24 protein-coding genes are annotated in these 26,529 nt (G+C 68.6%); 12 read left to right on the top strand and 12 right to left on the bottom strand.

All coding sequences use genetic code 11. From position 1 onward, the window contains the following. Positions 1–2: 2 nt before the first annotated feature. Positions 3–1,322, bottom strand: a complete 1,320-nt coding sequence (locus IG04_RS0101935; RefSeq protein WP_030474745.1) for a sugar ABC transporter substrate-binding protein — start codon at positions 1,320–1,322, stop codon at positions 3–5. 124 nt (positions 1,323–1,446) lie between these two features. Here IG04_RS0101935 and IG04_RS0101930 point away from each other — a divergent pair, with 124 nt between their 5' ends. From IG04_RS0101930 to IG04_RS0101920, 3 genes are read left to right on the top strand one after another with little or no spacing between them, the layout of a single operon-like run. Beyond that, the gene (locus tag IG04_RS0101930) at positions 1,447–2,235 is read left to right on the top strand and encodes an IclR family transcriptional regulator (protein ID WP_211257639.1); all 789 of its coding nucleotides are present in this window, start codon (positions 1,447–1,449) and stop codon (positions 2,233–2,235) included. 42 nt (positions 2,236–2,277) lie between these two features. Next, positions 2,278–3,102 (top strand): NAD-dependent epimerase/dehydratase family protein, encoded by an 825-nt coding sequence (locus IG04_RS0101925; protein ID WP_030474743.1) that lies wholly within the window; start codon positions 2,278–2,280, stop codon positions 3,100–3,102. Further along, positions 3,099–4,601 carry an aldehyde dehydrogenase (NADP(+)) gene (locus tag IG04_RS0101920; protein WP_030474742.1) on the top strand — a complete coding sequence of 501 codons (1,503 nt, stop codon included), beginning with the start codon at positions 3,099–3,101 and terminating at the stop codon, positions 4,599–4,601. Before IG04_RS0101925 ends, IG04_RS0101920 begins: the two co-directional genes overlap by 4 nt. Positions 4,602–4,789: 188 nt before the next feature. Here the strand turns inward: IG04_RS0101920 and cpt are convergent, their stop codons facing one another. Next, positions 4,790–5,347: a chloramphenicol phosphotransferase CPT gene (gene cpt, locus IG04_RS0101915; protein WP_245816379.1), complete on the bottom strand. Its 558-nt coding sequence runs from the start codon at positions 5,345–5,347 to the stop codon at positions 4,790–4,792. A 252-nt stretch (positions 5,348–5,599) separates the two neighbouring features. Beyond that, entirely contained in the window at positions 5,600–6,919 is a 1,320-nt protein-coding gene (locus IG04_RS0101910; RefSeq protein ID WP_036013228.1) for an NAD(P)-binding domain-containing protein, read from the bottom strand. A gap of 176 nt (positions 6,920–7,095) precedes the next feature. Here IG04_RS0101910 and IG04_RS0101905 point away from each other — a divergent pair, with 176 nt between their 5' ends. The 4 genes from IG04_RS0101905 to IG04_RS43655 all read left to right on the top strand — a co-directional run bounded on the left by IG04_RS0101905 (position 7,096) and on the right by IG04_RS43655 (position 10,068). Next, on the top strand, positions 7,096–7,770 hold the full coding sequence (locus IG04_RS0101905) for a hypothetical protein (protein ID WP_051768657.1): 675 nt from the start codon (positions 7,096–7,098) through the stop codon (positions 7,768–7,770). Between the two features lie 10 nt (positions 7,771–7,780). Beyond that, on the top strand, positions 7,781–8,959 hold the full coding sequence (locus IG04_RS0101900; RefSeq protein WP_030474738.1) for an RtcB family protein: 1,179 nt from the start codon (positions 7,781–7,783) through the stop codon (positions 8,957–8,959). A gap of 73 nt (positions 8,960–9,032) precedes the next feature. After that, the gene (locus IG04_RS0101895) at positions 9,033–9,617 is read left to right on the top strand and encodes a hypothetical protein (RefSeq protein ID WP_030474737.1); all 585 of its coding nucleotides are present in this window, start codon (positions 9,033–9,035) and stop codon (positions 9,615–9,617) included. Next, positions 9,610–10,068 (top strand): hypothetical protein, encoded by a 459-nt coding sequence (locus IG04_RS43655; RefSeq protein WP_144065477.1) that lies wholly within the window; start codon positions 9,610–9,612, stop codon positions 10,066–10,068. The genes IG04_RS0101895 and IG04_RS43655 overlap by 8 nt, the downstream gene beginning before the upstream one ends. A gap of 59 nt (positions 10,069–10,127) precedes the next feature. Here IG04_RS43655 and IG04_RS0101885 read toward each other — a convergent pair whose 3' ends face one another. The 6 genes from IG04_RS0101885 to IG04_RS0101860 all read right to left on the bottom strand — a co-directional run bounded on the left by IG04_RS0101885 (position 10,128) and on the right by IG04_RS0101860 (position 17,027). Further along, a complete protein-coding gene (locus IG04_RS0101885) occupies positions 10,128–10,469 on the bottom strand; it encodes a hypothetical protein (RefSeq protein ID WP_030474735.1) in 342 nt (113 codons plus the stop codon). 153 nt (positions 10,470–10,622) lie between these two features. Further along, positions 10,623–11,357 carry a P-loop NTPase family protein gene (locus tag IG04_RS0101880; RefSeq protein ID WP_030474734.1) on the bottom strand — a complete coding sequence of 245 codons (735 nt, stop codon included), beginning with the start codon at positions 11,355–11,357 and terminating at the stop codon, positions 10,623–10,625. Positions 11,358–11,372: 15 nt separating this feature from the next. Further along, positions 11,373–12,140, bottom strand: a complete 768-nt coding sequence (locus IG04_RS0101875; protein ID WP_030474733.1) for a GntR family transcriptional regulator — start codon at positions 12,138–12,140, stop codon at positions 11,373–11,375. 31 nt (positions 12,141–12,171) lie between these two features. After that, on the bottom strand, positions 12,172–12,957 hold the full coding sequence (locus tag IG04_RS0101870) for a glutamate ABC transporter substrate-binding protein (protein ID WP_245816381.1): 786 nt from the start codon (positions 12,955–12,957) through the stop codon (positions 12,172–12,174). 222 nt (positions 12,958–13,179) lie between these two features. Further along, positions 13,180–15,837 (bottom strand): bifunctional acetate--CoA ligase family protein/GNAT family N-acetyltransferase, encoded by a 2,658-nt coding sequence (locus tag IG04_RS0101865; protein ID WP_030474731.1) that lies wholly within the window; start codon positions 15,835–15,837, stop codon positions 13,180–13,182. Between the two features lie 17 nt (positions 15,838–15,854). Continuing rightward, on the bottom strand, positions 15,855–17,027 hold the full coding sequence (locus IG04_RS0101860) for an acetoin utilization protein AcuC (RefSeq protein WP_030474730.1): 1,173 nt from the start codon (positions 17,025–17,027) through the stop codon (positions 15,855–15,857). A 61-nt stretch (positions 17,028–17,088) separates the two neighbouring features. Between IG04_RS0101860 and IG04_RS0101855 the strand changes: the two genes are divergently transcribed. After that, entirely contained in the window at positions 17,089–17,691 is a 603-nt protein-coding gene (locus IG04_RS0101855) for a hypothetical protein (RefSeq protein ID WP_030474729.1), read from the top strand. Positions 17,692–17,719: 28 nt separating this feature from the next. On the opposite strand, the gene IG04_RS0101850 is transcribed toward IG04_RS0101855, so the two are convergent. Beyond that, complete coding sequence (locus IG04_RS0101850; protein WP_030474728.1) at positions 17,720–18,571, bottom strand: sulfurtransferase; 852 nt, start codon at positions 18,569–18,571, stop codon at positions 17,720–17,722. A 78-nt stretch (positions 18,572–18,649) separates the two neighbouring features. Between IG04_RS0101850 and IG04_RS0101845 the strand changes: the two genes are divergently transcribed. Genes IG04_RS0101845 through IG04_RS0101830 form a run of 4 tightly spaced genes read left to right on the top strand, consistent with a single transcriptional unit; the run spans position 18,650 to position 23,526 of the window. Next, positions 18,650–19,345: an iron-dependent transcriptional repressor DtxR gene (locus IG04_RS0101845; protein WP_030474727.1), complete on the top strand. Its 696-nt coding sequence runs from the start codon at positions 18,650–18,652 to the stop codon at positions 19,343–19,345. Next, on the top strand, positions 19,342–20,517 hold the full coding sequence (gene galK, locus IG04_RS0101840; protein WP_030474726.1) for a galactokinase: 1,176 nt from the start codon (positions 19,342–19,344) through the stop codon (positions 20,515–20,517). Before IG04_RS0101845 ends, galK begins: the two co-directional genes overlap by 4 nt. A gap of 36 nt (positions 20,518–20,553) precedes the next feature. Next, positions 20,554–21,516 (top strand): UDP-glucose 4-epimerase GalE, encoded by a 963-nt coding sequence (gene galE / locus IG04_RS0101835; protein ID WP_030474725.1) that lies wholly within the window; start codon positions 20,554–20,556, stop codon positions 21,514–21,516. A gap of 6 nt (positions 21,517–21,522) precedes the next feature. Next, positions 21,523–23,526, top strand: a complete 2,004-nt coding sequence (locus IG04_RS0101830; RefSeq protein WP_030474724.1) for a S9 family peptidase — start codon at positions 21,523–21,525, stop codon at positions 23,524–23,526. Here the strand turns inward: IG04_RS0101830 and IG04_RS0101825 are convergent. Then, positions 23,496–24,536, bottom strand: coding sequence for a DUF4192 domain-containing protein (locus tag IG04_RS0101825; protein WP_084401718.1), 1,041 nt, complete (start codon positions 24,534–24,536; stop codon positions 23,496–23,498). The two genes, IG04_RS0101830 and IG04_RS0101825, sit on opposite strands and share 31 nt — an antisense overlap. A 172-nt stretch (positions 24,537–24,708) precedes the next feature. After that, the gene (locus IG04_RS0101820; protein WP_030474722.1) at positions 24,709–26,508 is read right to left on the bottom strand and encodes a Xaa-Pro dipeptidyl-peptidase; all 1,800 of its coding nucleotides are present in this window, start codon (positions 26,506–26,508) and stop codon (positions 24,709–24,711) included. Positions 26,509–26,529: the final 21 nt, after the last annotated feature.

The raw sequence follows: 26,529 nt of genomic DNA, 5'->3' as shown, positions 1-26,529 counted from the left end.
GGTCACTTCGACGCCTTCTGGTTCTCGAGTTCCTTCTTGAGCGCTTCCGCGAGCGTCTTCAGCTCGGCCGAGGAGTCAGCGGGGCACTTCGCGAAGATGGAGTTCAGGGTCTCCGAGGTCTTCTGCCGGAACGGCGCGAAGTTCGGAACGCTGGGGAACGGCCGGGCCTCGCTGGAGTACACGCCCGCCACGGTCGCCCAGCGCGGGTCCTTGTACGTCGCGTTGACGTCGACGGTCTTGTTGACGGGGAGGCGGACGACCGGCTGCGGGTCACCCTTCATGCCGGCCTGCTGCGCCTCGGGCGTGATCAGGTACTCGGCGAGCTTCTTCTGGTCGGCGGTCTTGGCGGAGCCGGCCATCTGGTAGATGTTCTCGCCCTCACCGAGCACCGTGGCGCCGGCCGGACCCTTCGGGGACGCGACGACCTCGTACTTGTCCTTGCCGAGCGACTTGTCGAAGCGGCCGATCATGTACGGGCCGGTGAGGTAGATGCCGCTCTTGCCCGACTCGAACAGCGGGTGCGCGTCGTTCGTGCCGAGGGTCAGCGAGCCGGGCTGCATGACCTTGTCCTCGCAGAAGAGCTTGCGCAGCCGTTCGACGGCCTTGGTCGACTCCGGCGAGTCGATGCCGACGCGGAACTTGCCGTCGCCCTCGTCCTCGAGGATGTCGCCGCCGCCCTGCCAGATGTAGCTGGCCGCCCACCAGCCGAGGTAGCCGCGGTCGGTCGTGCCCGGCACGAGCATGCCGTAGGTGTCGTTCTGCCCGTTGCCGTCGGGGTCCTCGCGGGTGAAGGCCCTCGCGAGGTCGTCGAGCTCCTCCCACGTGGTGGGGATCGGCTTGCCGAGCTTCTCGCGCCAGTCCTTGCGGATCAGCGTGACCATCGCCTGGGTGGAGTAGGGAATGGCGTAGAACTTGCCGTCCGCGCCCTTCCCGTTGTTCCACGCGCGGTCGACGATGTCGCCGCTGCCCGCGATGTCGTTCTTGCTGACCTCGGTCGTCCAGCCCTGCTTGACGAAGTTGCCGAGCGAACCGGTGTCGGTGATGACGACGTCGGGGAGGTCCTTCGACGCGGCGCGCTGCTGCACCTGCTTGTCGAAGTCGTTGAAGATCGGCTTGTAGTCGACCTGCACACCGGTCTTCTCGGTGAACGACTTGAAGATCTTCTCGTAGACCTTCGCGGTTGCCTCCGTCGAGCGGGTCCACACCTCGAGGGGCTTGTTCGGGTCTTTGCTCGATGCGGCCGTGGTGCCACCGCTGCTGCAACCCGCGAGCAGCGCGGCCACGCCCAGCGTGGCAAGTGTTGTGGCAGTTCTACGGCGCATCGTCGGAGCCCTTCGTGTTCAGATACATGAACCTGGGTCGTACTTGTGAACCTGGTGCAGGACTGTAAGAATCGGCACAGCAACGTGTCAAGGGCAAGTTGCTTTCCTGTTACGAGGAGGCCAGGTGGCGTCGCCGATCGACAAGGGCACAGTTCGTCCGGGTGCGGTGAAGTCCGCCGACCGCACGGTGGAGCTGCTTGAAGTGCTGTCCGCGTCAGACCGCAGGCTGACGCTCACGGAGCTGCACCGCGAGCTCAGCTATCCCAAGTCCAGCCTCTACATGCTGTTGCAGACGCTCGTGGCACGTGGCTGGGTGGAGGTCGACTCGGACAGGGGCACGTACGGCATCGGCGTGCGCGCACTGCTCGTCGGTACGTCCTATTTGGACCACGACCCGGTCGTGCGGGCCGCGATCCGCGTGATGGAACAGGTCCGCCAGGACATCAACGAGACCGTCCACCTTGCCCGTTTGGACGGCGCGGACGTCGTCTACCTGGCGAGCCGCGAGTCCGAGCACCACCTGCGCGTCGTCTCGCGCGTCGGCCGCCGGCTGCCCGCGCACTCGACGTCGCTGGGCAAGGCCGTGCTCTCGACGCGCACGCCGGAGGAGGTCGACCTGATCCTCCCCCATGACCTGGCGCCGCTGACCCCGAAAACCGTGATCGATCGGGCGGCGTTGCACGAGCAGCTCGCCGGGTTCCGCAACGTCGGGTACGCCCACGAACGCGAGGAGAATACGCCCGGCCTGGGCTGTTTCGCGGTGGCGCTGCCGTACCGCAATCCCGTGCTGGACGCCATGAGTTGCTCGGTCCCGCTGGGCAGACTGACTCCGGAGCACGAGCGGCAGGTCATCTCGGCCCTGCTCGACGCCGCCCGGACGATCACCGAGCTCCTCCGCCAGTTCGGTCGCTGAGCTTTGACGGAAACACCTGAACAAGACGGAGGGGTCCAACCCGTGACCGCACGCATCCTGATCACCGGCGCCGGCGGCGGGGTGGGCACGCTCATGCGCACCCGCCTCGCCACTGAGGGCCGCGTCCTGAGGCTGCTGGACATCGCGGAACTGCCCGCGGCCGCCGACGGCGAGAACGTCGAGCTCGTCGAGGCGTCGGTGACCGACATGGCCGCGATGGAAGCCGCGATGAAGGACGTCGACGCGGTGATCCACCTCGGTGGTCACAGCCTCGAGGAGTCGTGGGACAAGATCCTGCGCGTCAACATCGACGGCACGCACACGCTGCTGGAGGCCGCGCGGCGTTGCGGCGTCCGCCGTGTCGTCCTGGCCAGCTCGAACCACGCCGTCGGCTACCTGGAGCGGGCCGACGGTGAGGCGGGCGACTACGCGTTCCCACGCCCGGACACCTACTACGGCGTGTCCAAGGTGGCGCTGGAGGCGTTGGGATCGCTGTACGCCGATCGCTACGGCATGGACGTGATCGCGATCCGCATCGGCTCGTGTTTCGAGAAGCCGCGTGACGTGCGAATGTTGTCGACGTGGATGTCACCGGACGACGGCGCGCGCCTGTTCGAGGCGTGTCTTTCCGCTCCGTCACCGGGATTCCGGGTCGTGTGGGGCGTTTCCGGCAACAAGCGCGGCTGGTTCTCGCTGGACGAGGCCCGCGCGCTGGGTTACGAGCCGCAGGACGACTCCGAGGAGTACGCGGCCGCCGTGCTGGAGCAGCACGGTGAGCTCGACCCCTCGTCACCCGCGGCGAAGTACGTGGGCGGGGCCTGGTGCGGCCCCGATTTCGACACGGCAGTCAAGGAGGCAGGGCGTTGAGCCACGTCGTGCAGGGATACAACCCGCGCACCGGTCAGCCGTTCGGCGAACCGGTTGCGAAGACCCCCGACAGCGAGGTCGACCGCATCGCGTCAGCCGCGGCCATCGCGTTCTCGGCGTGGTCGGTCGTTCCGGCGGCGGATCGTGCCGTGGTGCTGGAGAAGGTCGCGGACGCGCTGGACGCCGAGTCTGCGTTGCTCGTGGAGACGGCGGACGGCGAGACGGCGCTGGGCGTGCCGCGGCTGACGACCGAGCTCAAGCGCACGACGAACCAGCTGCGGCTGTTCGGCGAGGTGCTGCGCGAGGGGAGCTACGTCGAGGCCACTTTGGACACGGCGAACCCGGACATCATCCCGCCACGCCCGGTGCTGAGGCGCGTTCTCCGTCCTTTGGGGACGGTCGCGGTGTTCTCCGCGTCCAACTTCCCGTTCGCGTTCTCGGTCGCCGGTGGTGACACGGCTTCCGCGCTGGCGTCCGGTTGTTCCGTTGTGGTGAAGGCACATTCGGCGCACCCGTCGACGTCGCGCGAGACCGCCCGGGTGGTGATCGACGCGTTGCGTGAGGCCGGTGCGCCCGAGGGTGTGTTCGGCATCGTCTACGGCACCGAGTCCGGTGTCGCGCTGGTGAAGCACTCCGCCGTGCGGGCAGTCGGTTTCACCGGCTCCACCGGTGGCGGCCGGGCGCTGTTCGACCTGGCGCAGGGCCGGCCGGACCCGATCCCGTTCTACGGCGAGCTCGGCAGCGTGAACCCGACGGTGATCCTGCCCGGCGCGGCCACCCCGGAGATCGCCGCCGGTTTCGCACAGTCGCTGGTGATGGGTGTCGGGCAGTTCTGCACGAACCCAGGTCTGGTGTTCGCGCCGGAGTCGATCGTGGAGGCGCTGGGCGAGGCGGTCGCCGCATCGTCGGGTGGCGCGATGCTGAACGAGCGGATGTGCGACTCCTACAAGGCGGGCACAGACGCGCTGGCCGCGTCGGACCTCGTCTCCGTCGTGTCGACGGGTGCCCGCCCGGACGAGGCGTGGGCCGTGGCGCCGTTGCTGTTCAGCACCTCGGTGAAGGTGTTCGAGGAGAACCTCGAGAAGCTGACCGAGGAGCACTTCGGCCCGGCCGCGCTGGTCGTGACGTACTCGTCGCCGGAGGAGCTGCACTCGGTGCTGGCGAAGCTGCCCGGCACGCTGACCGGCACGGTGCACGCCGCCGAGTCGGACCACGCGCAGGCCGGTGAGGTCGCCGAGGTCCTGCGGCACGTGGCGGGCCGGATCATCTTCAACGCGTGGCCGACCGGTGTCGCGGTGGCGTGGGGTCAGCACCACGGTGGACCGTGGCCGTCGACGACGAACCCGCTGCACACGTCGGTGGGTGCCACGTCGATCCGCCGCTGGATCGCGCCGGTGACGTACCAGTCGTGGCCGGACGCGTTGCTGCCGGCGGAGTTGAAGGACGCGAACCCGCTTGGCATTCCGCGCCGGGTGGACGGTGTGCTCGGCGTGCACTGAGAGGACATCCGGATGAACGGGGCCGCTGACACTTGTCGGCGGCCCCGTTGTCGTTGGGAGGACATGGGATGCTCGGTCGCCGGGCGTACAACTTCATGTACCGGACGTGGGCGCCGTGGGGGTGTGGGGGGCGAAGCCCGTTCCGAACTTGTGGATCTGGTGAGGAGGCGTTCCTGATCGGCGGCTGATCACTCAGTTGCCGAGAGCCAGGCGACCCTCGCGGCGATCACCCTGGCGCACTCGACCGCCTCGGACTTCGCGCTGTCGACCTCGACGTCGTACCTCATCCCGCGATGCACCAGCTCGGCCTGCGCCTCGGCCATCCCGGCGACCCGGTCACCACGGGAAAGCTCCCGCCCGGCGGCGACGGCGGCATCACACCGCACCCCGACCCACACCACGCCCAGCCCGTCGAGCGCCTTCTCCCACCGACGCCGAGACTCGACGCCACCGAGGAACACATCGTCCACGATCACCCGCGCCCCCGCGCGCACCATCGAGGCGACCCCGGCCATCCACGCGTCTTCCAGCATCCGGAACTCGGCTCCGACGCTGACCTCGCCGTCACCCGCGAACCCGATCCCCTCCGAGCCGAGCCGCAACCGCGCGGGCATCACGTCGATCAACGTGTCGACCCCGATCGCCAGCCACGCCTGCGGCAACACCGCCTGCAGACACCGCGCGATCCCCGACTTGCCCGAGCTGGACCCACCGTTGAGAACGATCACCTGAGTACTCGCCGACACACCCCGACCGTACCCAGACGCCCTCGTCCTCACCGCTCATTTCCCACCCGCCACCGCCTTGGCAATGGGTCTTTTGACGACGTCGTCAAAAGACCCATTGCTAAGGCGCAGCTCACGCCCCTCCGCCAACTGATATATCGCATACTGCACACGCCGCATGCAAAAAACGTTTGCGGACGAAGTCAAAAGACTCATTGCAAAGATCGACATCTCCGGGGTGGCGCAGGCGCTACGGCGGCGCGGCCGGAACAGTCAGCGGCGGGCGGCGCCGGCTCGCCGTTCCTGCTGCAGCTCCCGCTGATACCCCAGGAAGTCGACCTCCAGCGTGTGCCGCTTCGACTTCACATACCGGCGCCGCAGCCTCTCCCGGTAAGCGGTGATCTCGGCCTTCATCTCCGGCACCGGAGGCAGCACCCCGCGCCCGGAGATCAGGTCGGCGACCCACTCAGACTGGGCCTCGGCCAGCGGCATGATCGCCCCCAGCGGCTGGATCAGCCCGAGGAAGTACAGCCCGGGATGTGCCGGATCCACGACCCGCCGATAGAGCGACACGTCGTTGTCGGCAGACGACACCGCGGGGAACTCGGCGGCGGAGAGGAACGGGAACTCCACCTTGTAACCAGTGCAGCAGACGATCACGTCGACGTCCTCGCGCGACCCGTCGGCGAACACGACGCCGGACCCGTCCAGCCGCGTCAGGTTCGGCTTCACGGTGATGTCGCCGTGCCCGAGCCGGGTGAGCAGATCGTCGGACACCGTCGGATGTGCGGCGAGGATGCCGTGCGACGGTTCGGGGAGGCCGTAGTCGGAGAGCTTGCCTCGCGCCAGCCGAAGCATCATCCGCACGGACAGCGCCTGCAGCCATGCTGGGGCGAAGCGGGCGAGCGGCGAGGTGGTCAGGTGGTCGGTGGGCATGCCGAAGAGGTACTTGGGCATGATGTGCGCTCCGCGGCGCATGGCCAGGAACGTCCGCGACGAGACGCGCGATGTCTCGACCGCGATGTCGCAGGCCGAGTTGCCGATGCCGAGGACCAGAACCTTCTTGTCCGCGAATCGTTCGGGCGTCTTGTAGAAATGCGCGTGCATCTGTTCGCCGTCGAATGAGCCGGGGAACGCGGGCTCGGGCATCCGCGGCGACCAGTGGTGCCCGTTCGCGACGATCACCGAACGGTAGACACCCGACATCTCCTCGCCCGTGTCGCGATCGCGCGTCGTGACGGAATAACCTCCCGGCGCGACGGAAACCGACGTGACCTCGGTCCGGAAGCGGATGCGGTCGCGGAACCCGTGGTGCTTCACGAAGTCGTCGAAGTACTCGGCGATCTGGAAGTGGGAGGGGTACGCGGGCAGCCGCGCGGGCATCGGGAAGGACTTGAACTCCATCATCTGCCGCGAGGTGTTGATGTGGAGGGACCGGTAGGCCGACGACATGCCGTTGTCGTTGAGGTAGCGCCAGTTGCCGCCGATCTCCGACCCGGTCTCGAAGCAGTCGAACTCGATGCCGCGGGCGCCGAGCACCTGACAAGCGGCGATGCCGGACGACCCCGCACCGATGACGCACACGCGTTCCATGCGACCGAAGTATTTTCACGTTCGGAGTGGCTGTCAATCACCGGACACGGTTGGAACGAACAAAGCTGCCAGATCGGGCGAGGCGCTCGTCGCCGGGCTCAAAGCACAAACGCGCGGTAGCCCGCTGAGTGGAACGGGGTGTGCCAGACGGGGTCGCTCCCAATACGTTGTGGCCCATGCGAAATCTTCTCGTGGCAGTCACGTCGGTACTGGCGTTCGCGGTCTCCACCGGCACGGCGGCGGGCGCGCCGCTGCCGTGCCCGGAGATCTTCGCGACGAACAACACCGCGATCATCACCGACCCCGCCGACCCGCGGTTGCGGGACGGACTGGTGCGGTTCGACCGCGAGGTGCGCGGCATCGTGCGCGCCAACGGTGGCCTCACCACCCGTTCGACTCTGCTCGACGGCGTGTTCTGGTCGAGCGAACTGCAGCAGACGACGTTCGAGCGGTCCCGCAAGTTCGACGTCACCCTCGACGAGGAAAGCCTGCGCCACACCGCGTCCACGATCAGCAAGCAGTTCCGGCAGGAGTCGGTGCTCACGTTCCGCTTCCTGCCCGCGAACTCGCCGAAGGTCGACGCCGTCCAGGTCGAGGTCGACGGCATCACCGCGACGCAGGTCCGCGAAGGCCTTCTCGCGGACGCGATCGCGCGCGAGAAGCTCGGCGGCGGCAGCGTCACGTTGCACAACAAGGCGATCCTCATCGCGGACGTCGACGACCTGCCGACTGTGCGGGCGTTCGTCACCGGCATCGGCGGCGACATCCGCAAGGCGAAGGTGCGCAAGGGCACCTGGGAGTTCGTCAGCGCCGAGGAAAATCCTTTGTGGAACAAGCAAAACGCGGCCTAACCTCGTAGTCATGGCAGCAACTGTGGTCCGCGGCCAGAACGTGGACATCCGAATGTGGACTCGACCGGACGAGGTCGAGGAGTTCGCCATGCGACAGCTCCAGAACATCTCCGCGCTGCCGTGGGCCGTGAAGAACATCGCGGTCATGCCCGACGTGCATTACGGAAAGGGCGCCACGGTGGGCTCGGTGATCGCGCTGCGCGACGCCGTCTCCCCCGCGGCGGTCGGCGTGGACATCGGCTGCGGCATGGCCGCCGTGCGCACCTCGCTCACGGCCAACGACCTGCCGGAGACGCTGCGCGGGTTGCGGTCCCGCATGGAGGCCGTGGTTCCCGTCGGTTTCGGCCAGCACAAGGCGACCGCGTTCACCGAGAGGGACGCGTCCGACTGGGGCACGTTCTGGAGGAAGTTCGACGACCTGACGCCGGTCGTGAAGGCGCGCGCCGACAAGGCGATGCACCAGATGGGCACGCTCGGCGGTGGCAACCACTTCCTTGAGGTCTGCCTGGACACCGACCAGCGGGTGTGGGTCATGCTGCACTCCGGATCGCGTGGCATCGGCAACGAGCTTGCGCAGCACCACATCTCGGTGGCGCGCGCGCTCGCGCACAACTCCGAACTGCCGGACCCGGACCTCGCCGTGTTCCTCGCGGGCACGCCCGAGATGGCGGCGTACCGTCACGACCTGTACTGGGCTCAGGACTATGCGCGACGCAACCGCGCGGTGATGCTGCGCCTGGTCTGCGACGTGTTGCGCGCCGAGTTCCCGCAGATCGCGTTCGAGGAGCCGATCAGCTGCCACCACAACTACGTCTCGGAGGAGAACCACTTCGGCGAGGACGTGCTGGTGACGCGCAAGGGTGCGATCCGCGCCGGCCGTGGTGAGCTGGGCATCATCCCGGGTTCCATGGGCACCGGTTCGTACATCGTGCGCGGGCTCGGAAACCCCGACTCGTTCGAGTCGGCGTCACACGGCGCCGGCCGGAGGATGTCGCGCAACAAGGCCCGCAAGACGTTCACGACGCAGGATCTCGCCGCTCAGACAAGTGGTGTCGAGTGCCGCAAGGACTCCGGTGTGGTGGACGAGATTCCGGGCGCCTACAAGGACATCGACACCGTGATGGCGAACCAGTCCGACCTGGTCGAGGTGGTCGCCAAGCTCAAGCAGGTCGTTTGCATCAAGGGTTGATGTTTCCCTTTGGTGCGTAGGGGAAAGCCTCCGGGACAGCAGAGTCTTTTTTGCCTGTCTTGGAGGTTTTTCCATGTCAACGGGCGCCATCATCGGCCTGGTGGTCGCGGTTCTCGTGGTGCTGGTGGTCCTCGCGTTCGTGTTGAGGCCCGCCATGCAGCGCAAGAAGCTACGCGACCGCTTCGGCCCCGAATATGACCGCGCGGTCACCGAGAGCGACAGCAGAACGACCGCGGAGAAGGAACTCGCCGAGCGCGAGCATCGCCACAGCGAGTTCGACCTGAAGCCGCTTTCCCAGACGGCGCAGGAGAGTTACCGCCGGCACTGGGCGAACGTGCAGGCGAAGTTCGTCGACTCGCCGCAGAGCGCCATCGCTGACGCGGACCGGCTCGTGACGGATCTGATGGCCGAGCGCGGTTACCCCACCGAGGGGTACGAGGCGCAGCTGAGCGTTCTGTCCGTCGAACACGCGAAGACGCTGGAGCACTACCGCAAGGCACACGACATCTCGGAGCGCCAGGAGATCGGCGAGGCGAGCACCGAGGACCTGCGCACCGCGATGGTGCACTACCGCGAACTCTTCACCGATCTGCTCGAACACGGTGCGGCACCGCGCAAGGCCAGGGAAGCCGTGCGGAAGGAGAAGACCGATGTCTGAGGCACCGACTCACGCCGCTGGGGTTCCCATTCCGGCTCGGCCGCAACAGACAGAGCACACCCCGCAGACCGAGCGCATGCCGCAGCAGCCACAGCGCACCGACGCGCAACGGACTGACGGCCAGCGGGCCGACGTTCAGCATGCCGAAGCACAGCGAACTGAACACCAGCGCACGGAACCGCAGCGCGGCGAACACGACCGCACCGGGCAGCGACCGTCCAGCAAGCTCGAGGACGAGTGGCAGGCGGTGCAGTACGAGTTCGTCGACGACCCGAAGTCGGCCGTCCGCAAGGCAGACGACCTCGTGACGCGCGCGCTCGAGGAACTGAACACCCGGCACCGTTCCCTCACCAAGCAACTCGAGGGAAACAGTGATCCACAGACCGAGGACCTGCGACTGGCTCTCCACCGCTATCGGGAACTCTTCAAGTCGCTGGTCGCCGTCAAATAGTGCTGGAAGCCCCGGCGCCGTGGCCGTAACAGGTGGCGGCGCCGGCAGGCATGTCCGGATCAGCTGGGCAGCTCGCGGATCTCCATCTCGAGGACGTCGATCTCGTCGCTGATCGCCTCGTCCAGCATGTCGTCCAGCAACTTGCGGCACTCCGCCGACCCGCAACGCGACAGTCCCGCGCCGAACCTCGGCACCTGCTCCCACCACACCGCCGGGTTGTTCCAGAACGATCCGGACCCCTGGTCGACGCCTTCGAGACACCGCAGCCTCTGGTCGGTCGCCGGAAGAGCTCGCACGAACTCGATGAACAACGCGAGTGCGTCGGGATTGCTCACCGGGACCGCGCCGTAACCGCGCAGACAGTCCTCGAGTTCTGCGAGGAACTCCGCCTTGAAGGACACGGCACACCCCCGCTCCTCCGCACCGTTGCGGACGTCCTGAAGTTCGTGACAACAACAGTACCTCCGCTGCTCTGGCGGGAAACGAGTGCGAACGGGCGGTATCTTCCTGCGCCCGCACGGGGTCCGGTGACCCGCAGTCACGTCACCTGGTGGTCACGTTCCTTCGTGGGAGACGTAATGCGACGCGAGGAAACCGTTGTCCAACTTGACGATCTGGCTCACGACAAGCTTGTCGACCGGGTCGGCGCCGGACGTGCCGCTCGCGCCGGTCCGGTCGAACGTCAGCCTCCCGGACGCGCCCGGGAAGTCACGCAAAGTGCGCAGCTCGTCGTAGACGTTTTCTCGTGACGCCCCAACGGGGGTTGCCGCGCGACAACGCTGACGGCGCCATAGGCGAGCGGAACGAGTCCGTTGGGGCCCGAAAGGAATGCCCTGCGTGTGCTTCTTCTGAGCGACCTCGTGCGTGGTGAAGAACTGTTGCGTCGGCTGGGGAACCGGCTCGCGGCCCGGCGTCCACGCGAACGTCTTGAAGTAGAGCCTGCCGTCGGCGAATCGTTTGACGTCTTCACCGGACTGCGCTCCGTCCATCTTGGACATTCGCGTGCGTTCGCCGGAGGTCCGCGACCAGCTCGACGGGTTCGAGAATGCCGTAACGCAGGCAGTGGGTGCTGTGCTGAAGGTAGAAAGCCGCGCCGTACAACACGAGCAGCACCACGACGTCTTGCCGCTGCCGCCGGGGCCGAACGCGACGATCACCGGCAGGGGGTGTTTCGCGCGGCGTTCCACCAGGGACGCCACCAGTGCGGTGATGTCGTCCCTGCCGACGAGCCCGATCTCCGGTTCCAGCGCCATGATCTTCAGGCGCTTCGGGGACCGCCGGTGTTCCATGCTGGATGAATCGCACTAACGGTCCGCGTGCAGCCTCGCGACGAAGCTGAACCGGTCACCGCGGTAGAGCGATCGGGCGCGTTCGATCGGGTGGCCGTCGACGTCGTAGGAGACGCGGTGCAGCAGCAGCATGGGCAGCGCCGGGTTCGTGCCGATCAGCAGCGCCTCACGGGGCGTGGCGAGCACCGTCTCGACACGTTCCTCGGCCTCGGCGAACCGCACGCCGAGCCGTTCGGTCAGGCACGCGTAGAGCGATCCGGCGGGGTCGAGCTTCTCCAGCAGGTCCGGGAAGCGGCCGAGGCTCAGGTAGGTCGACTCGAGGCCGATGCGTTCGTCGTCGGCGAGCAGGACGCGTTCGAGGTGCACGATCGGGTCGCCCGGTTCGAGCATCAGGTCGCGGGCCAGGCCGTCGTCGGCGCCCAGTTCCTCGACCGTGATCACCGTGCGGTTCGGCTCCACACCCTGACGGCGCATGCCCTCGGTGTAGCTGACCAGCGACAACGGCTGCACGAGCTTCGGTGGCGCGACGAATGTGCCGCTGCCCTGGCGGCGGATCAGCTTGCCTTCGAGCACGAGTTCGCTGACGGCCTGGCGCAGCGTGACGCGCGACACGGAGAACCGTTCGGCGAGCTCGCGTTCGGACGGCAGGACGGTGCCTTCACCGAGGTTCTCGACGAGGTCGAACAGTTCGGCCTTGACCGCGTAGTAACGCGGGACTCGGCCGTGTTCTGGAATGCCCGCGCGAACGGGTCGATCAGCGCGGTGCGGCGGGACGCGGTTCACGTGGCGTGAGCCTACGTGACGCCCAGTGTGATCACGGGGCCAGCTTCGGCGGGTCGGGAATCTTGTAGCCGGAAGATCCGATGTTGACCTCGAGCGACTTGCGCCAGGCACCCGTGTCGATCATCTTCTGCAACGCGGCCTGGACCTTGGCCTTGCTGCTCGGGTCGTCGCGGTGCAGGCCGACGCCGTACTCCTCCTTGCTGAACGGGTCGCCGACGACCCGCAGGAGCTCCGGGTTCTGGGCGGCGTAGCCCGCGAGCAGCACGTCGTCGGTGGTGACGGCGTCGACGTTCTCCGCGAGCAGCGCCGTGACGCAGTCGCTGAACTTCGCGTACTCGACCATCTTCACGTCCTTCGCGAACTGGTCGCGGACGTACTCGGCGGACGTGGAGCCGGCGGTGGAACACAGGCGGAGAGTGGCGTTGAGCGACTTCGGGCCCTCGATGCGGGTCTCGTTCATGCGCACCAGCAGGTCCTGGCCGGCGACGAAGTACGGGCCGACGAAGTCGACGATCTGCTTGCGCTTGTCCGTGATCGAGTAGGTGGAGACGACCATGTCGGCCTCACCGCTGGTCAGGAGCGTCTCCCGGTTGCCCGGCTGCGCTTCCTTCCAGGTGATGTCCTGCTCCTTGACGCCCAGTTCGTTCGCGATGTACTTGGCGACGTCGACGTCGAACCCGCGGTAGCTGCCGTCGAGCCTGCGCACCGCCAGTCCCGGCTGGTCGTACGACACGGCGATGACCATGCGGTCGCTCGAGCTGACCTTGCTGGCCATGCCGGACCCGTCGCCGCCGGCACACGAGGCGAGCAGGAGCACGGCCGCACATGTTGTCGCCACCAGGCGGAGAAGTGCTCTCGGCGTCATTCGTCCCTCTTACAGCGGTCATCAACTACAACGCGTATTCCACGGGCATGCGCCTGCCCACCTCGTTCGGCGCTGCCCGGTGATGCGGGAAACCTAAGCGCCCAAAGGACGCATGTCCATAGCTGCGAGCGAACGAAACATCGGAATCGTTGCGGTAACTCATCAGTTCCGCGGTCACCGCAGACGGCGTGGACCGGCGTCGTGCAGGGACGGAGGCGGGCCGATGACGATGCGGGCGCTGCTCACGAAAGCCCCTGCGGCAGAAGCAAGAACGGGTTCGAGCTTCAGCGAACGCACCTCCGGAAGGTCCTCGGCCAGTGCCGCCAAACGGAGTACCAGATCCTGAAGTGCTTTCAGGTCCGCGGGTTCGTCGCCGCGGTACCCGGTGAGCAGAGGCGCTGCTTTCGGTGCGGCAACGAGTTCCGCCGCGTCGGTGTCGGTGAGGGGTACCGCCCGGTAGGCCCGGTCACCGAGGAGGTCGCTGACCAGACCCGACAGTCCGAACCAGATCAGCGTGCCGAAGCTCGGGTCGTCCTGCAGGCCCAGGACACAGCTGACTCCCTTGGGCGCCATGCGTTGCACGTACACGTCCGGTTTTCCGGAGAGCGCGGCGAGGTCGTGGTAGGCGGCCTTGACCGATTCGCGCTGGGCGATGTCGAGCCTGACGCCGACCAGGTCGGTGCGGTGGCGGAGGCGTTCGCTGGTGGCCTTCATCGCGACGGGGTAGCCGAGCTCGTCCGCCGCTTCGACAGCCTCGTCCGCGCTGTGGGCGATGCGGAACGGAACGACGTCGATGCCGTAGCACTCCAGCAGATCGACGGCTTTGCGGTCGTCGAGGCGGAGCTCGCTGCCAGGGTTGTCCACAATGGATCGCGCCCGGTCGAGGTCGATGCCGCCGGGCCGGGTGAAGTTGCCCTGCGGTGCGGCGCGCCAGCGGGCGTAGCGGACGGTGCGGGCCAGGGCGAGCACGGCGCGTTCGGGACTGGCGTAGCTGGGAATCGAGCCCTTCCCGGGCATCTTCAGCTCGTCTGGAATGCCCTCGACCGCGAGGAACGTGGAGACGATCGGTTTCGAGCCGTGCGCGGCTTCCTTGAGCGCGCGGGCGTAGGCGGCGCCGGGGACCGCGATCGGAGGCACGAACACGACGACGAGGGCGTCGGTGTCGGAGCGGTCCAGGGCCTCCTGAACGGCCTTCGCGAACTCCTCGGGGGTGGCCTGGGCCCCGACGTCGACGGGATACCCCGCGAGGTCGAGGTCCTGGGCGAGCAGTGTGTCGGCGGCGAGCAGGCCGATCGCGGTGGAGTTCCCGACGACGGCGACGCGCTTGCCCTTGGGCAGTGGCTGGTGGGCCAGCAGGAGCGCGGTGTCGAACAGTTGCGCCAGCGAGTCGACCCGGATCACGCCGGCCTGCTCGAACAGGGCCTGGACGCTCGCCTCGTCGACCTTCGCGCCGGTGGCGGCGAGGCCGGGAACGACGGCGTGCCGGCCGGACTTCACCGCGACGATGGGCTTGGTGCGGCCGAGCCTGCGGGCGAGCCGCGCGAACTTGCGGGGGTTGCCGAACGACTCCAGATAGAGCAGGACGACGTCGGTGGCGGGGTCGGTCTCCCAGTACTGCAGCAGGTCGTTGCCGGAGACGTCGGCGCGGTTGCCGGCCGAGACGAACGTGGACAGGCCGAGACCCCAGCCCGCGGCGTTGGCGAGGATGGCCGTGCCGAGGGCGCCGGACTGGCAGAAAAAGCCCGCGCGGCCCCGTGCGGGCAGCTTCGGGGCGAGGCTCGCGTTGAGGCGGATCTTGGGGTCGAGGTTGATCACGCCCAGTGCGTTCGGACCAACGACGCGCATGCCGTGCGCTCTCGCCTCCGCCGCGAGCCTGCGTTCGGCCGACAGCCCGTCAGGTCCCGTCTCGCCGTAGCCCGAACTGACGACGACGAGCGCCTTCACGCCCTTGGCGAGACACCCGTCCATGACCTCGTCGACGCTGGCCGCGGGCACGGCGACGACGGCGAGGTCGACGTCGTCGGGGATGTCGAGCACGGTCGGGTAGGCCCGGACGCCGCGGACCGCCCGGTGCTCTGCGTTGACGGGGTAGACGGGCCCGTTGAAGTCGGCTTCGAGGAGGTTCTTGAGGACCGCGTGCCCGATCTTGGTCGGGTCGGTGGACGCGCCGATGACGGCGATGCTGCGCGGGTGCAACAGGTTGTGCACGCTGCGGGCCTCGGCGGCCTGCTCGCGGGCCCGGGCGACGGCGACGGACTCGTCTGTGGGGTCGATCGCGAACTCCAGGTGCAGCACGCCCTCCTCGAACGCCCTGCTGACCTGGTAGCCGGCGTCGCGGAACACCCGCACCATCTGCCCGTTCTCGGCGAGCACCTCGGCCTCGAACCGGGCCAGCCCGACCTCCTTGGCCGCGGCGGCGAGGTGTTCGAGCAGGATGCTGCCCACCCCGCGCCCCTGATGTCCGTCCTCGACAACGAACGCGACCTCGGCGCTGTCACCCCTCTGGTCGTCCCCGTGGTTGTCGCCGTGGAGCCGGTCGAACCGGCCGACGGCGACGATGTCGTCGCCCAAGAGCGCGATGAGCGCCACCCGGTCATGGTGGTCAACGGTGCTGAACCGCTCCAGGTCGCGCTGCGGGATCCGCGGATACGGCCCGAAGTACCGGAAGTACCGGGTGCGCTCGGACAGCCGCCCGTGGAACTCCCGCAGCTTCTCGCCGTCGTCCGGCGTGATCGGCCGCAGGTGGACGGTGCCGCCGTCGCTGAGGACGACGTCCGCCTCCCAGCTCCTCGGGAAGTCGAACGGATCTCTGCCTGGCACTGCTTCAGGCACGTTGTCCGGCACTTTGGTCAGTCCCTGGGGTCGTCGGGATCGAGGCCATGCAACGGGAACACCGCGCGCCGGGTCTCACGGATCGCCTTGTCCACCGGCTCCTCCGCGTCCCCGCCCCACGGCTGGTACCCAGCGTCGCATCCATCGGTCATGGACGCAGGCAAAGGCCATTCAGGTGCGATCCGTGTCGCATGAGCCACCCAGTCCGCGGGCAACGGCCGGTTCGGGTCGACATCGCGGTCCAGCACCGTGGCCAGCAGGTGCGTCCACGACCGCGGCACCACCCTGAGCAGCTCGTACCCACCGCCACCGAGTGCGAGCCACTTGTACCCGTGCTCGGTGACCAGGTCCCGGAACGCCTGATAGATCGCCCGATGCCCATCCACGCTCAACGACAGGTCGGCGAGCGGGTCCTCCTTGTGCGTGTCGACACCGCACTGCGTGACCAGCACCTGCGGCCGGAACGCCCGCAACAACGACGGCACCGTCGCCTGGAATGCCCGCATCCACGCGCCGTCACGCGTCCCGGCGGGCAGCGGCACGTTGACCGCACTCCCCTCGGCCCCGGCGCCGCCGACCTCACCGGCCCACCCGGTGCCCGGCCACAGGCTCATCGGATGCTGGTGCAACGAGATCGTCAGCACCCGCGGGTCGTCCCAGAACGCCGTCTGCACCCCGTCTCCGTGATGCACGTCGACATCGACGTAAGCGATGCGCTCGACCCCGCTGCGCAGCAACCACTCGATGGCCACCGCGCAGTCGTTGTAGACGCAGAACCCGGCCGCGCTGTCCGGCATCGCGTGGTGCAGCCCGCCGGCGATGTTGACGGCCCGATCCGCCTCACCCGACGCGATGGCCCGAGCCGCCACCAGCGACCCGCCGACCACCAACGCCGAAGCCTCGTGCATCCGCTCGAATACGGGATTGTCCGGCGTCCCCAGCCCGTGCCCGACGTCCCACCCAGCCGTGGGAGCCGCCTGCACGGCGCTCAGATAGCCCGGCTTGTGCACCAGCTCGATCTCGTCATCGACGGCCGGCTCGGGCACCCGCAACTCCACACCGTCCAGCACCCCGAGCGCCGTGGCGAGCCTGATGGTCAGATCGAGCCGAACCGGATTCAGCGGATGGTCGCCACCGAGGTCGTACCCCAGGAAGGACCTGTCCCAGACAACAGCGGCTGGCTTACCCATGCCCAGCAACCTACAGTCGCGAGCCCGGAACCGATCTCACCGAACAGGGGTCAGAGGCGACATGCACCTGCGACCAGCGGCCGTCCTCCTCGCACTGGGCTTGACCCTCGCCGCCGTCTCGGGCTGCGCCGAACAGGTCAAGGGTCAGGCCCGGGCGGACGCCAACGCGATCCAAGAAGCCGCGGACCCCACCACGACGTCGAAGAAGCCGCCAGCCAGCACCGCGACCTCGAAGCCTGCGAGCCCCACCACCCAGAAGCAGGGCGATGTGAAGATCGCCACCAAGAAGAAGGCCACCGGCCTCGAGACCTGCGGCGTCCTCAAGACGGCGGACATCGAGGCGGCTACCGGCGGCAAGTCCTCGGCGGACGGCGGCTGCATCCACACGACCACGGGTCCGTCGACCGTCATCACCCAGATGGTCACCGTCCCCGACGTGGCGGACCAGGAAGGCGAGAAGAAGCAGATCGAGATCGGAGGCAACACCGCGTGGCAGGTCAGCGCCTCCAAGGAGGACTGCCAGGTCACCGTCATGCTGACCGACGACCCGAGCGCCATCACCCCAGCCTTCTCGGTGAGCGTCCTCGCGATCGAGGAACTGGACACCTGCGCGACGGCCCTCAAGCTCGCCACCGAGGGCTTCAACCGAATCCCCGGCGCCTGACGCGAGCGTCCGGCCCCGGCCTGGCCCGTCAGCCGCCGGTCGCGACCTCTCGGTCCAACGCACACCAGTTGGACCAGGACCCGGCGTACAACGCCGCTGGCTTCTCGGCCGACGTGATCCCCGCGACCTCCAGCGCGAGCACCACGGACGAGGCGGTCACCCCCGAGCCGCAGTACGCGCCGACAGCCACATCACCCGACACCCCGAGCCCGGCGAACCGCGCGGCCAGCCCCTCCGGCCCGAGCCACCGCCCGTCCTCTCCGACATGCCCGGTGGTCGGCGCGTTGAGCGCGCCCGGAATGTGACCGGCCTTGGGATCCACCGGCTCGGTCTCGCCGCGGTACCGGGCCGCCGCGCGAGCGTCGAGCAGCACTCCCTCCCGAGCGAGCGCCTCCGCCTCGTCCGCGTCGAGCACGGGCATCTGCCCAGGCCGCACCACCACGTCACCGGCGGCATCCCCCGTCAGCGGCGCCGGCACCTCCGCGGTCACCGGCAGCCCGGCGGCCTCCCACGCGGCGAACCCGCCGTCCAGCACCGCGACCTCCGCGAACCCTGCCCACCGCAGCAGCCACCAGACCCGTGCGGCGACCGACCCGTCCCCCGCGTCGTACGCCACGACCTGGGCACCCTCGCGCACGCCCGCAGCGCGCAGTACCTCCTGCAGCCGCTCCGGTTCCGGCAGCGGATGACGGCCCCCCGCACCGGGCGGAGCGGACAGCTCGGTGTCCAGATCCAAGTACACCGCGCCGGGGACGTGGCTGACCTCGTAGTCTTGACGTCCGGGTGGTCCGCCGAGACGCCACCGGACGTCCAGCACGACGGTGGCCGAACGCGCACTCAGCGCATCGGCGAGGGCCTCAGGAGTGATCAAGGGATGCACGGCTCACATCCTGCACCCGCGCGGACACCTGTGTCCCCCGGCACGACTACCATCGACACCATACGAAGGGGAGCGGGTGTGAACGACCTCATCGACACCACGGAGATGTATCTCCGCACGATCTACGAGCTCGAAGAAGAGGGCGTGGTGCCTCTGCGCGCCCGCATCGCCGAGCGTCTCGGCCAAAGTGGACCGACGGTGAGCCAGACCGTCGGCCGCATGGAACGCGACGGCCTGGTGATCGTGGCGGAGGACCGCCACCTCGAGCTCACCGAGCAGGGCCGCAACCTCGCGATCGCCGTCATGCGCAAGCACCGGCTCGCCGAACGCCTCCTCGTGGACATCATCGGGCTCGAGTGGGAGCACGTGCACAGCGAGGCATGCCGCTGGGAGCACGTGATGAGCGAGGCGGTCGAGCGCAAGCTGATCAAGCTGCTCGGCAATCCCACCACCTCGCCCTACGGCAACCCGATCCCCGGCCTCGACAAGCTGGGCGACGGCGAGCCCGCCCCGCCCGCCGAGGCGGACCTGGTGCGCGTGGACGAGGTGGCCCGCCGCGGTGGCGGCCGCGTCGAGGTGCGCCGCATCGCCGAACACGTCCAGCTCGACCCGGACCTCATGGCCGAACTGAAAGCCGCCGGCGTCGTACCGGGCGGCACCGTGGAGGTCGAGGCGCTCGGTGGTGCCAAGGTCATCCAGGTGCGCGGCGGTAACGGCACCACGGCAGAACTCGACCCCGCGGTCGCCCACGCCGTCATGGTGCTCGCCCGGTGACCCAGGCGACTACACCGGCGGCAAAGGCGGCCGAGGCGTTCCAGCGCCTGCACGGACGCGCGCCCGATGGGGTCTGGTCGGCCCCTGGCCGCGTCAACCTCATCGGTGAGCACACCGACTACAACGACGGCTACGTGCTGCCGTTCGCGTTGCCCCACCGCATCGCGGTAGCGGCGTCGCCCCGTGCCGACGGCGTCATGACCGTCAGCACGATGGGCGACGACGGCGGGCTGCAGGAAGCGGACCCGGTCGTGGTCGCCGACCTAGTCCCCGGCACCGTCAAGGGGTGGGCCGCGTACCCCGGTGGCGTCGCCTGGGCCCTCCGCGAGCAGGGGATCGCCGTCACCGGCGGGGCGGACCTCGTCATCGCCGGCGATGTGCCCGCCGGCGCCGGTCTGTCCTCCTCGCACGCCCTCGAGTGCGCTGTCGCGCTCGCGCTGCTCGGCCTCGCCGGTGTCGACGCCGAGAGGCCGGACATCGCGCGCTGGGTGCAGCGCTCCGAGAACGACTTCGTGGGCGCACCGACCGGCATCCTGGACCAGACGGCATCGCTGTGCTGCATCGAAGCGCACGCCCTGTTTTACGACGTGCGCTCCGGCAAGCCCGAGCAGGTCGCGTTCGACGCGGCTGCCAGCGGGCTCGAGGTTCTCGTCATCGACACCCGCGCCAGCCACGCCCTCGTCGACGGCGGCTACGGCGCCCGGCGAGCCGGGTGCGAGCGCGCCGCCGGCATCCTCGGCATCCCCGCGCTGCGCGACGTCGACATCGCCGAGCTCGACCAGACGCTCGTCCGGCTGCCCGAAGAGCTGCGTCCGCTGGTGCGGCACGTCGTGACCGAGAACGACAGGGTCCTGCGCACCGTCGAGCTGCTCCGTTCGGGCCGGCTCGCCGAGGTCGGGCCTCTCCTGTCGGGCTCCCACGCCAGCCTCCGGGACGACTACCGGGTCTCGTGCCTCGAGCTCGACATCGCCGTCGACTCCGCGATGGCGGCCGGCGCCCTGGGCGCCCGGATGGTCGGCGGCGGTTTCGGTGGCTCGGCCATCGCCCTCGTGCCCGTCGAACGGCACGACGAGGTCGAACGGTCCGTGCTCGCCGGCTTCGCCTCGCGCTCGCTCACGCGGCCGAGGCTCTTCACGGCGGTTCCGTCCGCGGGCGCGGGCAGGGACCGGTAGCCAAGAACGATCTTGATCAGGAATGCGAGGACTGTGGTGAAGCTGCTCGTCACGGGCGGGGCCGGATACGTCGGCAGTGTGTGCGCTGCCAGGTTGCTCGAGGCCGGGCACGAGGTGGTCGTCCTCGACGACCTCTCCACCGGCCACGAGGACGCCGTCCCCGCGGGAGCGCGCTTCATCCGGGGTGACATCGCCGAGGTGATCGGCGATGTCACCCCGGAAGGGTTCGACGGCGTTCTGCACTTCGCGGCGAAGTCCCTCGTGGGCGAATCCATGCAGGACCCAGGCAAGTATTGGACGGGCAACGTCCTTACCGCGATTCGTCTCCTCGACGCGATGAAGGATCACGGCACGCCGAAGCTCGTCTTCTCCTCGACTGCCGCGACGTACGGCGAGCCGCGGGAGGTGCCGATCCCCGAGACCGCCCCGACCGCCCCGACCAACACCTACGGCGCCACCAAGCTGGCCATCGACCACGCGATCACGTCGTACGCCGCCGCGCACGGCCTGGCGGCGACGAGCCTTCGGTACTTCAACGTCGCCGGCGCCTACGGCAGCATCGGCGAGCGGCACGCGACCGAGACCCATCTCATCCCGCTCGTGCTGCAGGTCGCGCTCGGGCAGCGTGAGCACATCTCGATCTACGGCGAGGACTGGCCCACCGAGGACGGCACCTGCGTCCGCGACTACATCCACGTCCTGGACCTCGCCGACGCCCATCTCCTCGCGCTCGAGAACGCCACCGCGGGCGAGCACCGGATCTACAACCTGGGCAACGGCACCGGTTTCTCGGTCAAGCAGGTCATCGACACCTGCCGCGAGGTCACCGGCCACCCGATCCCCGCCGTCGTCGCCCCCAGGCGCGCCGGCGATCCGGCCGTGCTGGTCGCCTCCGCCGAGCGGGCTCGCGCCGATCTCGGCTGGAAGCCCGAGCGCGCCGGCATCACCGGCATCGTCCGCGACGCGTGGGATTTCACCCGCGCCCGGCACGGAGCCTGAGCCGGGATGACCGACTTCGCGTCCTTCGAGAGCTACAACGCCACCGCGCGGCTCGCGTCGCTCGCGCTGTCCCCGGACGGCACCCGGCTCGTCACGGTCGTGTCCACGCTCGCGCCGGACGGCAAGACGTGGCAGGGCGCTCTCTGGGAGGTCGACCCCACCGGGGAGCGGGAGGCCGTCCGGCTCACCCGCTCCGCCAAGGGCGACTCCTCCCCCGTGTTCGCGCCGGACGGGTCGCTGCTCTTCCTCTCGGCCCGCCCGGACCCGCTCGCGAAGCCGGGCGAGTCCAAGGAGAAGAAGGCGCTGTGGCGGCTTCCGGTCCGCGGTGAGGCCGCCGAGGTGCTGCGACCGGGTGCTGGAGTCGGTCAGGTGCGTGCCGCCGGTGAGACGGTGCTGTTCACGTCGTCGGCGTACCGCTTCACGGAGTTCGGCGACGACGACAACGCCAAGCGCAAGGCCCGCGAGGACGCCGGCGTGACAGCGATCCTGCACGAGTCGTACCCGATCCGGTACTGGGACGCGGACCTCGGTCCGGCCTACCCGCGGCTGCTGGCGGCCCCTCTCGCGGACGTCACCGCCGAGACGGTCACCGACCTGACCCAGGACTCCGAGAACAGGCTCAGCGACGAGGACGTCGCGCTCAGCCCAGACGGGAAGTGGGCCGTCTACGGCCACACCGTGGACGTCAGCGCTTCCTACGGCCGCAGGACCGAACTGCGGATCGTGGCCACGAGCGGTGGTGCGTCGAGGGCGATCGCCTCCGAGGAGGGTTTCTCCTTCCACGGCGCCACGTTCACGCACGACTCCTCCGCCGTGATCGCGATCCGGTTCCGTGAGTCCACTCCGGACTCCCCACATCGGCGCGACCTGGTGCGCGTCGAGCTGGCCGGCGACTCGATCACGCCACTGGCGCCCGGCTTCCAGGAGGAACCGGACCACCCGGTGGTGAGCCCGGACGGCTCGGCGGTCTTCTTCACCGCGAGCCACCTCGGCCACCAGCCGCTGTGGCGGCTGGACCTGGGGACCGGCGAGATCACGAAGCTGACGGTCTCCGGTTACTACAGCGATCTGGTCGTGAGCCCGGACAGCAAGACGCTGTACGCGCTGCGCAACTCGGTCGACCACCCGCCGCAGCCAGTACGGCTCGCCGCCACCGGAGCCGATCAGGACCCGGAACGGCTGCGCGCACCCGGCGCCATCCCGTCCGTGCCCGGCACCCTCACGGAGATCTCCACGGTCGTCGCCGACGGCAGGACCGTCCGTTCCTGGCTGGTGCTGCCGGAAGGCGCCTCCGCCGAGTCCCCAGCCCCGCTGGTCCTGTGGGTCCACGGCGGACCGGTCATGAGCTGGAACGGCTGGACCTGGCGCTGGAATCCGTGGCTGATGGCCGCGCGGGGCTACGCCATCCTGCTGCCCGATCCCGCTCTGTCGACCGGTTACGGGCCCGACTTCATCAAGGCCGGCTGGGGCCGCTGGGGCGCTGAGCCATACACCGACCTCATGGCCATCACGGATGTCGCGGTCGAGCGGGCCGACATCGACGCGTCCCGGACCGCCGCGATGGGCGGGTCGTTCGGTGGCTACATGGCCAACTGGATCGCCACCCAGACCGACCGGTTCCGCGCGATCGTCACCCACGCGTCCTTGTGGCACCTCGACGCCTTCTCGGGTGCCACCGACAGCTCGTACTTCTGGATGCGGGAGATGGGCGATCCCCTCACCCAGCCGGAGCGGATCCTGGCGAACTCCCCGCACCTGCGGGTAGCTGACATCAAGACCCCGATGCTGGTCATCCACGGGGACAAGGACTACCGGGTTCCCATCGGCGAGGGGCATCGCCTGTACTTCGACCTCGTCCGCCACGGGGTCAATGCGAAATACCTTTACTACCCAACCGAAAACCACTGGATCCTCACCCCCGGGAACTCTCGGGTCTGGTACGAGACGGTGTGGGCGTTCCTGGCCGAGCACGTCCTGGATCAGGACTGGGAGCGGCCCGAACTGCTCTGAGTGCCGGCGAGCAGCTCACGGGCGCTGTCCATGTACTTGACGGACAGCTCCCGGATCTCCGACGGTGGGAACGCGGCACTGACGACGGCTCGGACGAGCTTGCTGAGCGCGTGGCCGGGGCAGGCTTCCTCGGCCACGTCGAGCGCGATGGACGCGATCCCGCCGTCGCCGCGCTGGTAGGCGTAGAACGCGAGCAGGCACGCGGGCTCGGCTCGTTCCGGTGCCGGGCAGGCCCTGGTGAGCTCGAGCCACAGGCGTTCGGCCAGCCTGGACCTGGGCTGCGCCGCGAACCCCATGCTCGCGTCGCGCACCTCGGGCACCGCCAGTGCCTTCGAGAGAGCGACGATCTCCTTGTCCGGCAACGATCCCTTGCGGTGCTCCACAGCGTCGATCGCGTCGCTCACCCGGCGCAGTTCGGTGCACGGATCAGCGTCGGACGAGCTCGTCATGAGCTCGTCGAGCAGCATGGATCTGCGTTCCAGAGCCTCAGGTGGATCCAGCGTGAGAATCGCTGCCATGGCAGCACGCGACTCGAACGTCACGTTGCCCTCATGTGCCGACGCGGCGGCGACAGCGGACAGCTGAGGATCCGGCAACGTGCCGTGACAGTCGATGTCGAGATAGCACAGCCACTGCGCGTCTTTCTGGCACGACGGCAGCCACACGGCTTCGACGACCTCGATGCCCACACCGCCCAACCGGTGTCTGAGGGCGGTGACCAATGGCTCGTGCGGCAGTTGCTCGGGCATGTGCTCGGACGGCGCGCATACGACGACGAGGATCACTTCCGACGCGCCGTGTTCTTGCAGCGGACCTTCCAGCTGGGCCGCGAGCAGGCCCCTATGTCGTGGGCGTGGAAGGTCGACGCGCATGGTCATGCTGACCAGATGGTCCTTCAGTACCAGCACTACCAGCGAGTCGGCCGGATGGAACCCCATCAGGTGCGGAATCGCGGCGTAGAGATCGCCGGCGTCACGGACTCGGATCGGCTTCGGGAGGGTTGAGGGCATGGGCCCACTGTGGAGGGTGGGCCGGGTGGTGAGCCGGGCCGGCCGCGAGGTTGTGGACAACTCAGGGGTTGTGGACAGGTTGAGATCTTGGAGTGCTCGCGAGCGGGGTTCTGTCGGGGGTTGGTGCTAGGTTGCCGCGCTCCGGCCCCTGGGACCGAAGCGCGGCGACACGTCAGAACGACTGGAAAACGGAGCGCCAGCCGCCGACGACCGGCAGTTCCACCGACGTCCGGGTGAGGTCCAGCGACAGGCCGGCACCCGGCTGCGGGCGCAGCGTGTAGTCGTAGTCGCTGGAGATCAGGACGAACTCGAGCCGGTGACCGGCCTGCAGGACGTAGTCGTCCGGCACGATCGGCACCTCGACGTCGTAGAACTTGCCGGGCTTGATCGGCGACGTCTTGTCCGGCCGTTCCCGGTTCTGCGGGTCGGTCGAACCACGCGTGATGACGTGCGATCTGCCATCCGGCGCACGGTCGACGAGCAGCGTCGTCACGTTCGCTGCCGGCCGGTCGAACGCGACCCGCAGGTTCGCCGTCGACTTGCCCGACAACCGCACCGGCTTCTTCGCCGGCTCCGACGTGTAGGAGAGACGGTTCGGCGAGGTCGCCAGGTCGATCAACGACTCAGCAGTCTTCGTCGCGTCGTCGGTCAGCTTCTCGACACCGCGGCCCGGCAGGACTCCGAGGCCACCCTTGGCGGACCCGCCCGCGGACAGCCTCAGCCGCACGTCGGACGTGCCGGGAGCCGGCCAGTCCTTCTCGTCGACCCACGTCTTGTCCTCGCGCTGCAGCGTCGCCTTCGGCTCCTTGTCGACGCCGTTGCGGTGACCCCACAGGTACTGGGTGAACCAGCGGTTCAGCGTGCGCCGCCACTCGACCGAACGCAGCGTGTCGGCGTCCGTGTGCCCGGACTGGTGCAGCCAGATCTTGTGCGGCGCACCGACTTTCTTCAACGCCGAGTACCACTGCTCGACGTGCGTCATCTTGACGTTCCAGTCGTTGAGCCCGTGCACCGCCAGCACTGCCGCGCGGACCTTGTGGACGTCGTTCATGTAATTGCGCTCGTCCCAGAACCGGCTGTAGTCGCCGGTGACGCGGTCCTGGTCCTTCGCAATCTCGGCGATGATCGGCTTACAGATCTCCCGGTCCGCGCGCGTGTAGACGTACTCGGCGAGCACGTCGGCGTCCTCGCCCTGGTACGTGCCGGGTGCGACGACGGCGCCGTCCGCGCGGTAGTAGTCGTACCAACTGGAGATCGCGGCGATCGGCACGATGGCTTCGAGGCCGCGCACACCGGTCGAGGCGACGGCGTTGGGCAGCGTTCCGTTGTAGGAAACACCCATCATTCCGGTCTTGCCGGTCGACCAGGTCGCCTTGATGGATTCGCCCGTGGCGGTGCGTGCGGTCGCACGGCCGTTGAGCCAGTCGACGACGACACGCGCACCGATCGTTTCGTTGACGTCGCCCGTCGTCGGGCAGCCCGTCGACTTGCCGGTGCCGAGCGACTCGGCGTAGACGACGGCGTATCCACGTGCGATGAAGTAGGCCTCGTAACGACCCGACGTGATCGGGTTCGGGCCGAGGGCGGCGGTGATGCGTTCGTCGGAGGAGGCCTTGAGCAAACGGCCGTTGCGCTTGTCCGGCACGTACAACTCGACGTCGACGTTGTGGTTGGCAACGTCGTTACCGCCGGAGAAGTACGGGCTGACCATGTAGACGACGGGGACCTTGAGACCGCGTTCGGTGGCGCGTGGCCGGACGACCTCGGTGTAGACCTCGTCGTCCTTGCCGTCGCGGTCGCTGTCGACCGGCGCCCGGACCCAGAGGCTCTCCTTGACCACGTCCTTCGGATCGAAGACGGGTTGCGCCTCGCCGTCCTTGAACACCGGCCCTTCGGCGGCTTGGGCCGTCGTGGGCAGGAATGGCAGAACCAGCACCGCTGTCAGCAGTGCAACTCTTCGTGCGCCCCTCACGAGGCACCCCCAATGCGGAAG

Origin of the sequence: Lentzea albidocapillata (assembly GCF_000719115.1) — a bacterium.
Classification (GTDB): Bacteria; Actinomycetota; Actinomycetes; order Mycobacteriales; family Pseudonocardiaceae; genus Lentzea; species Lentzea albidocapillata.
This window is presented reverse-complemented; position numbering and strand designations above follow the sequence as displayed.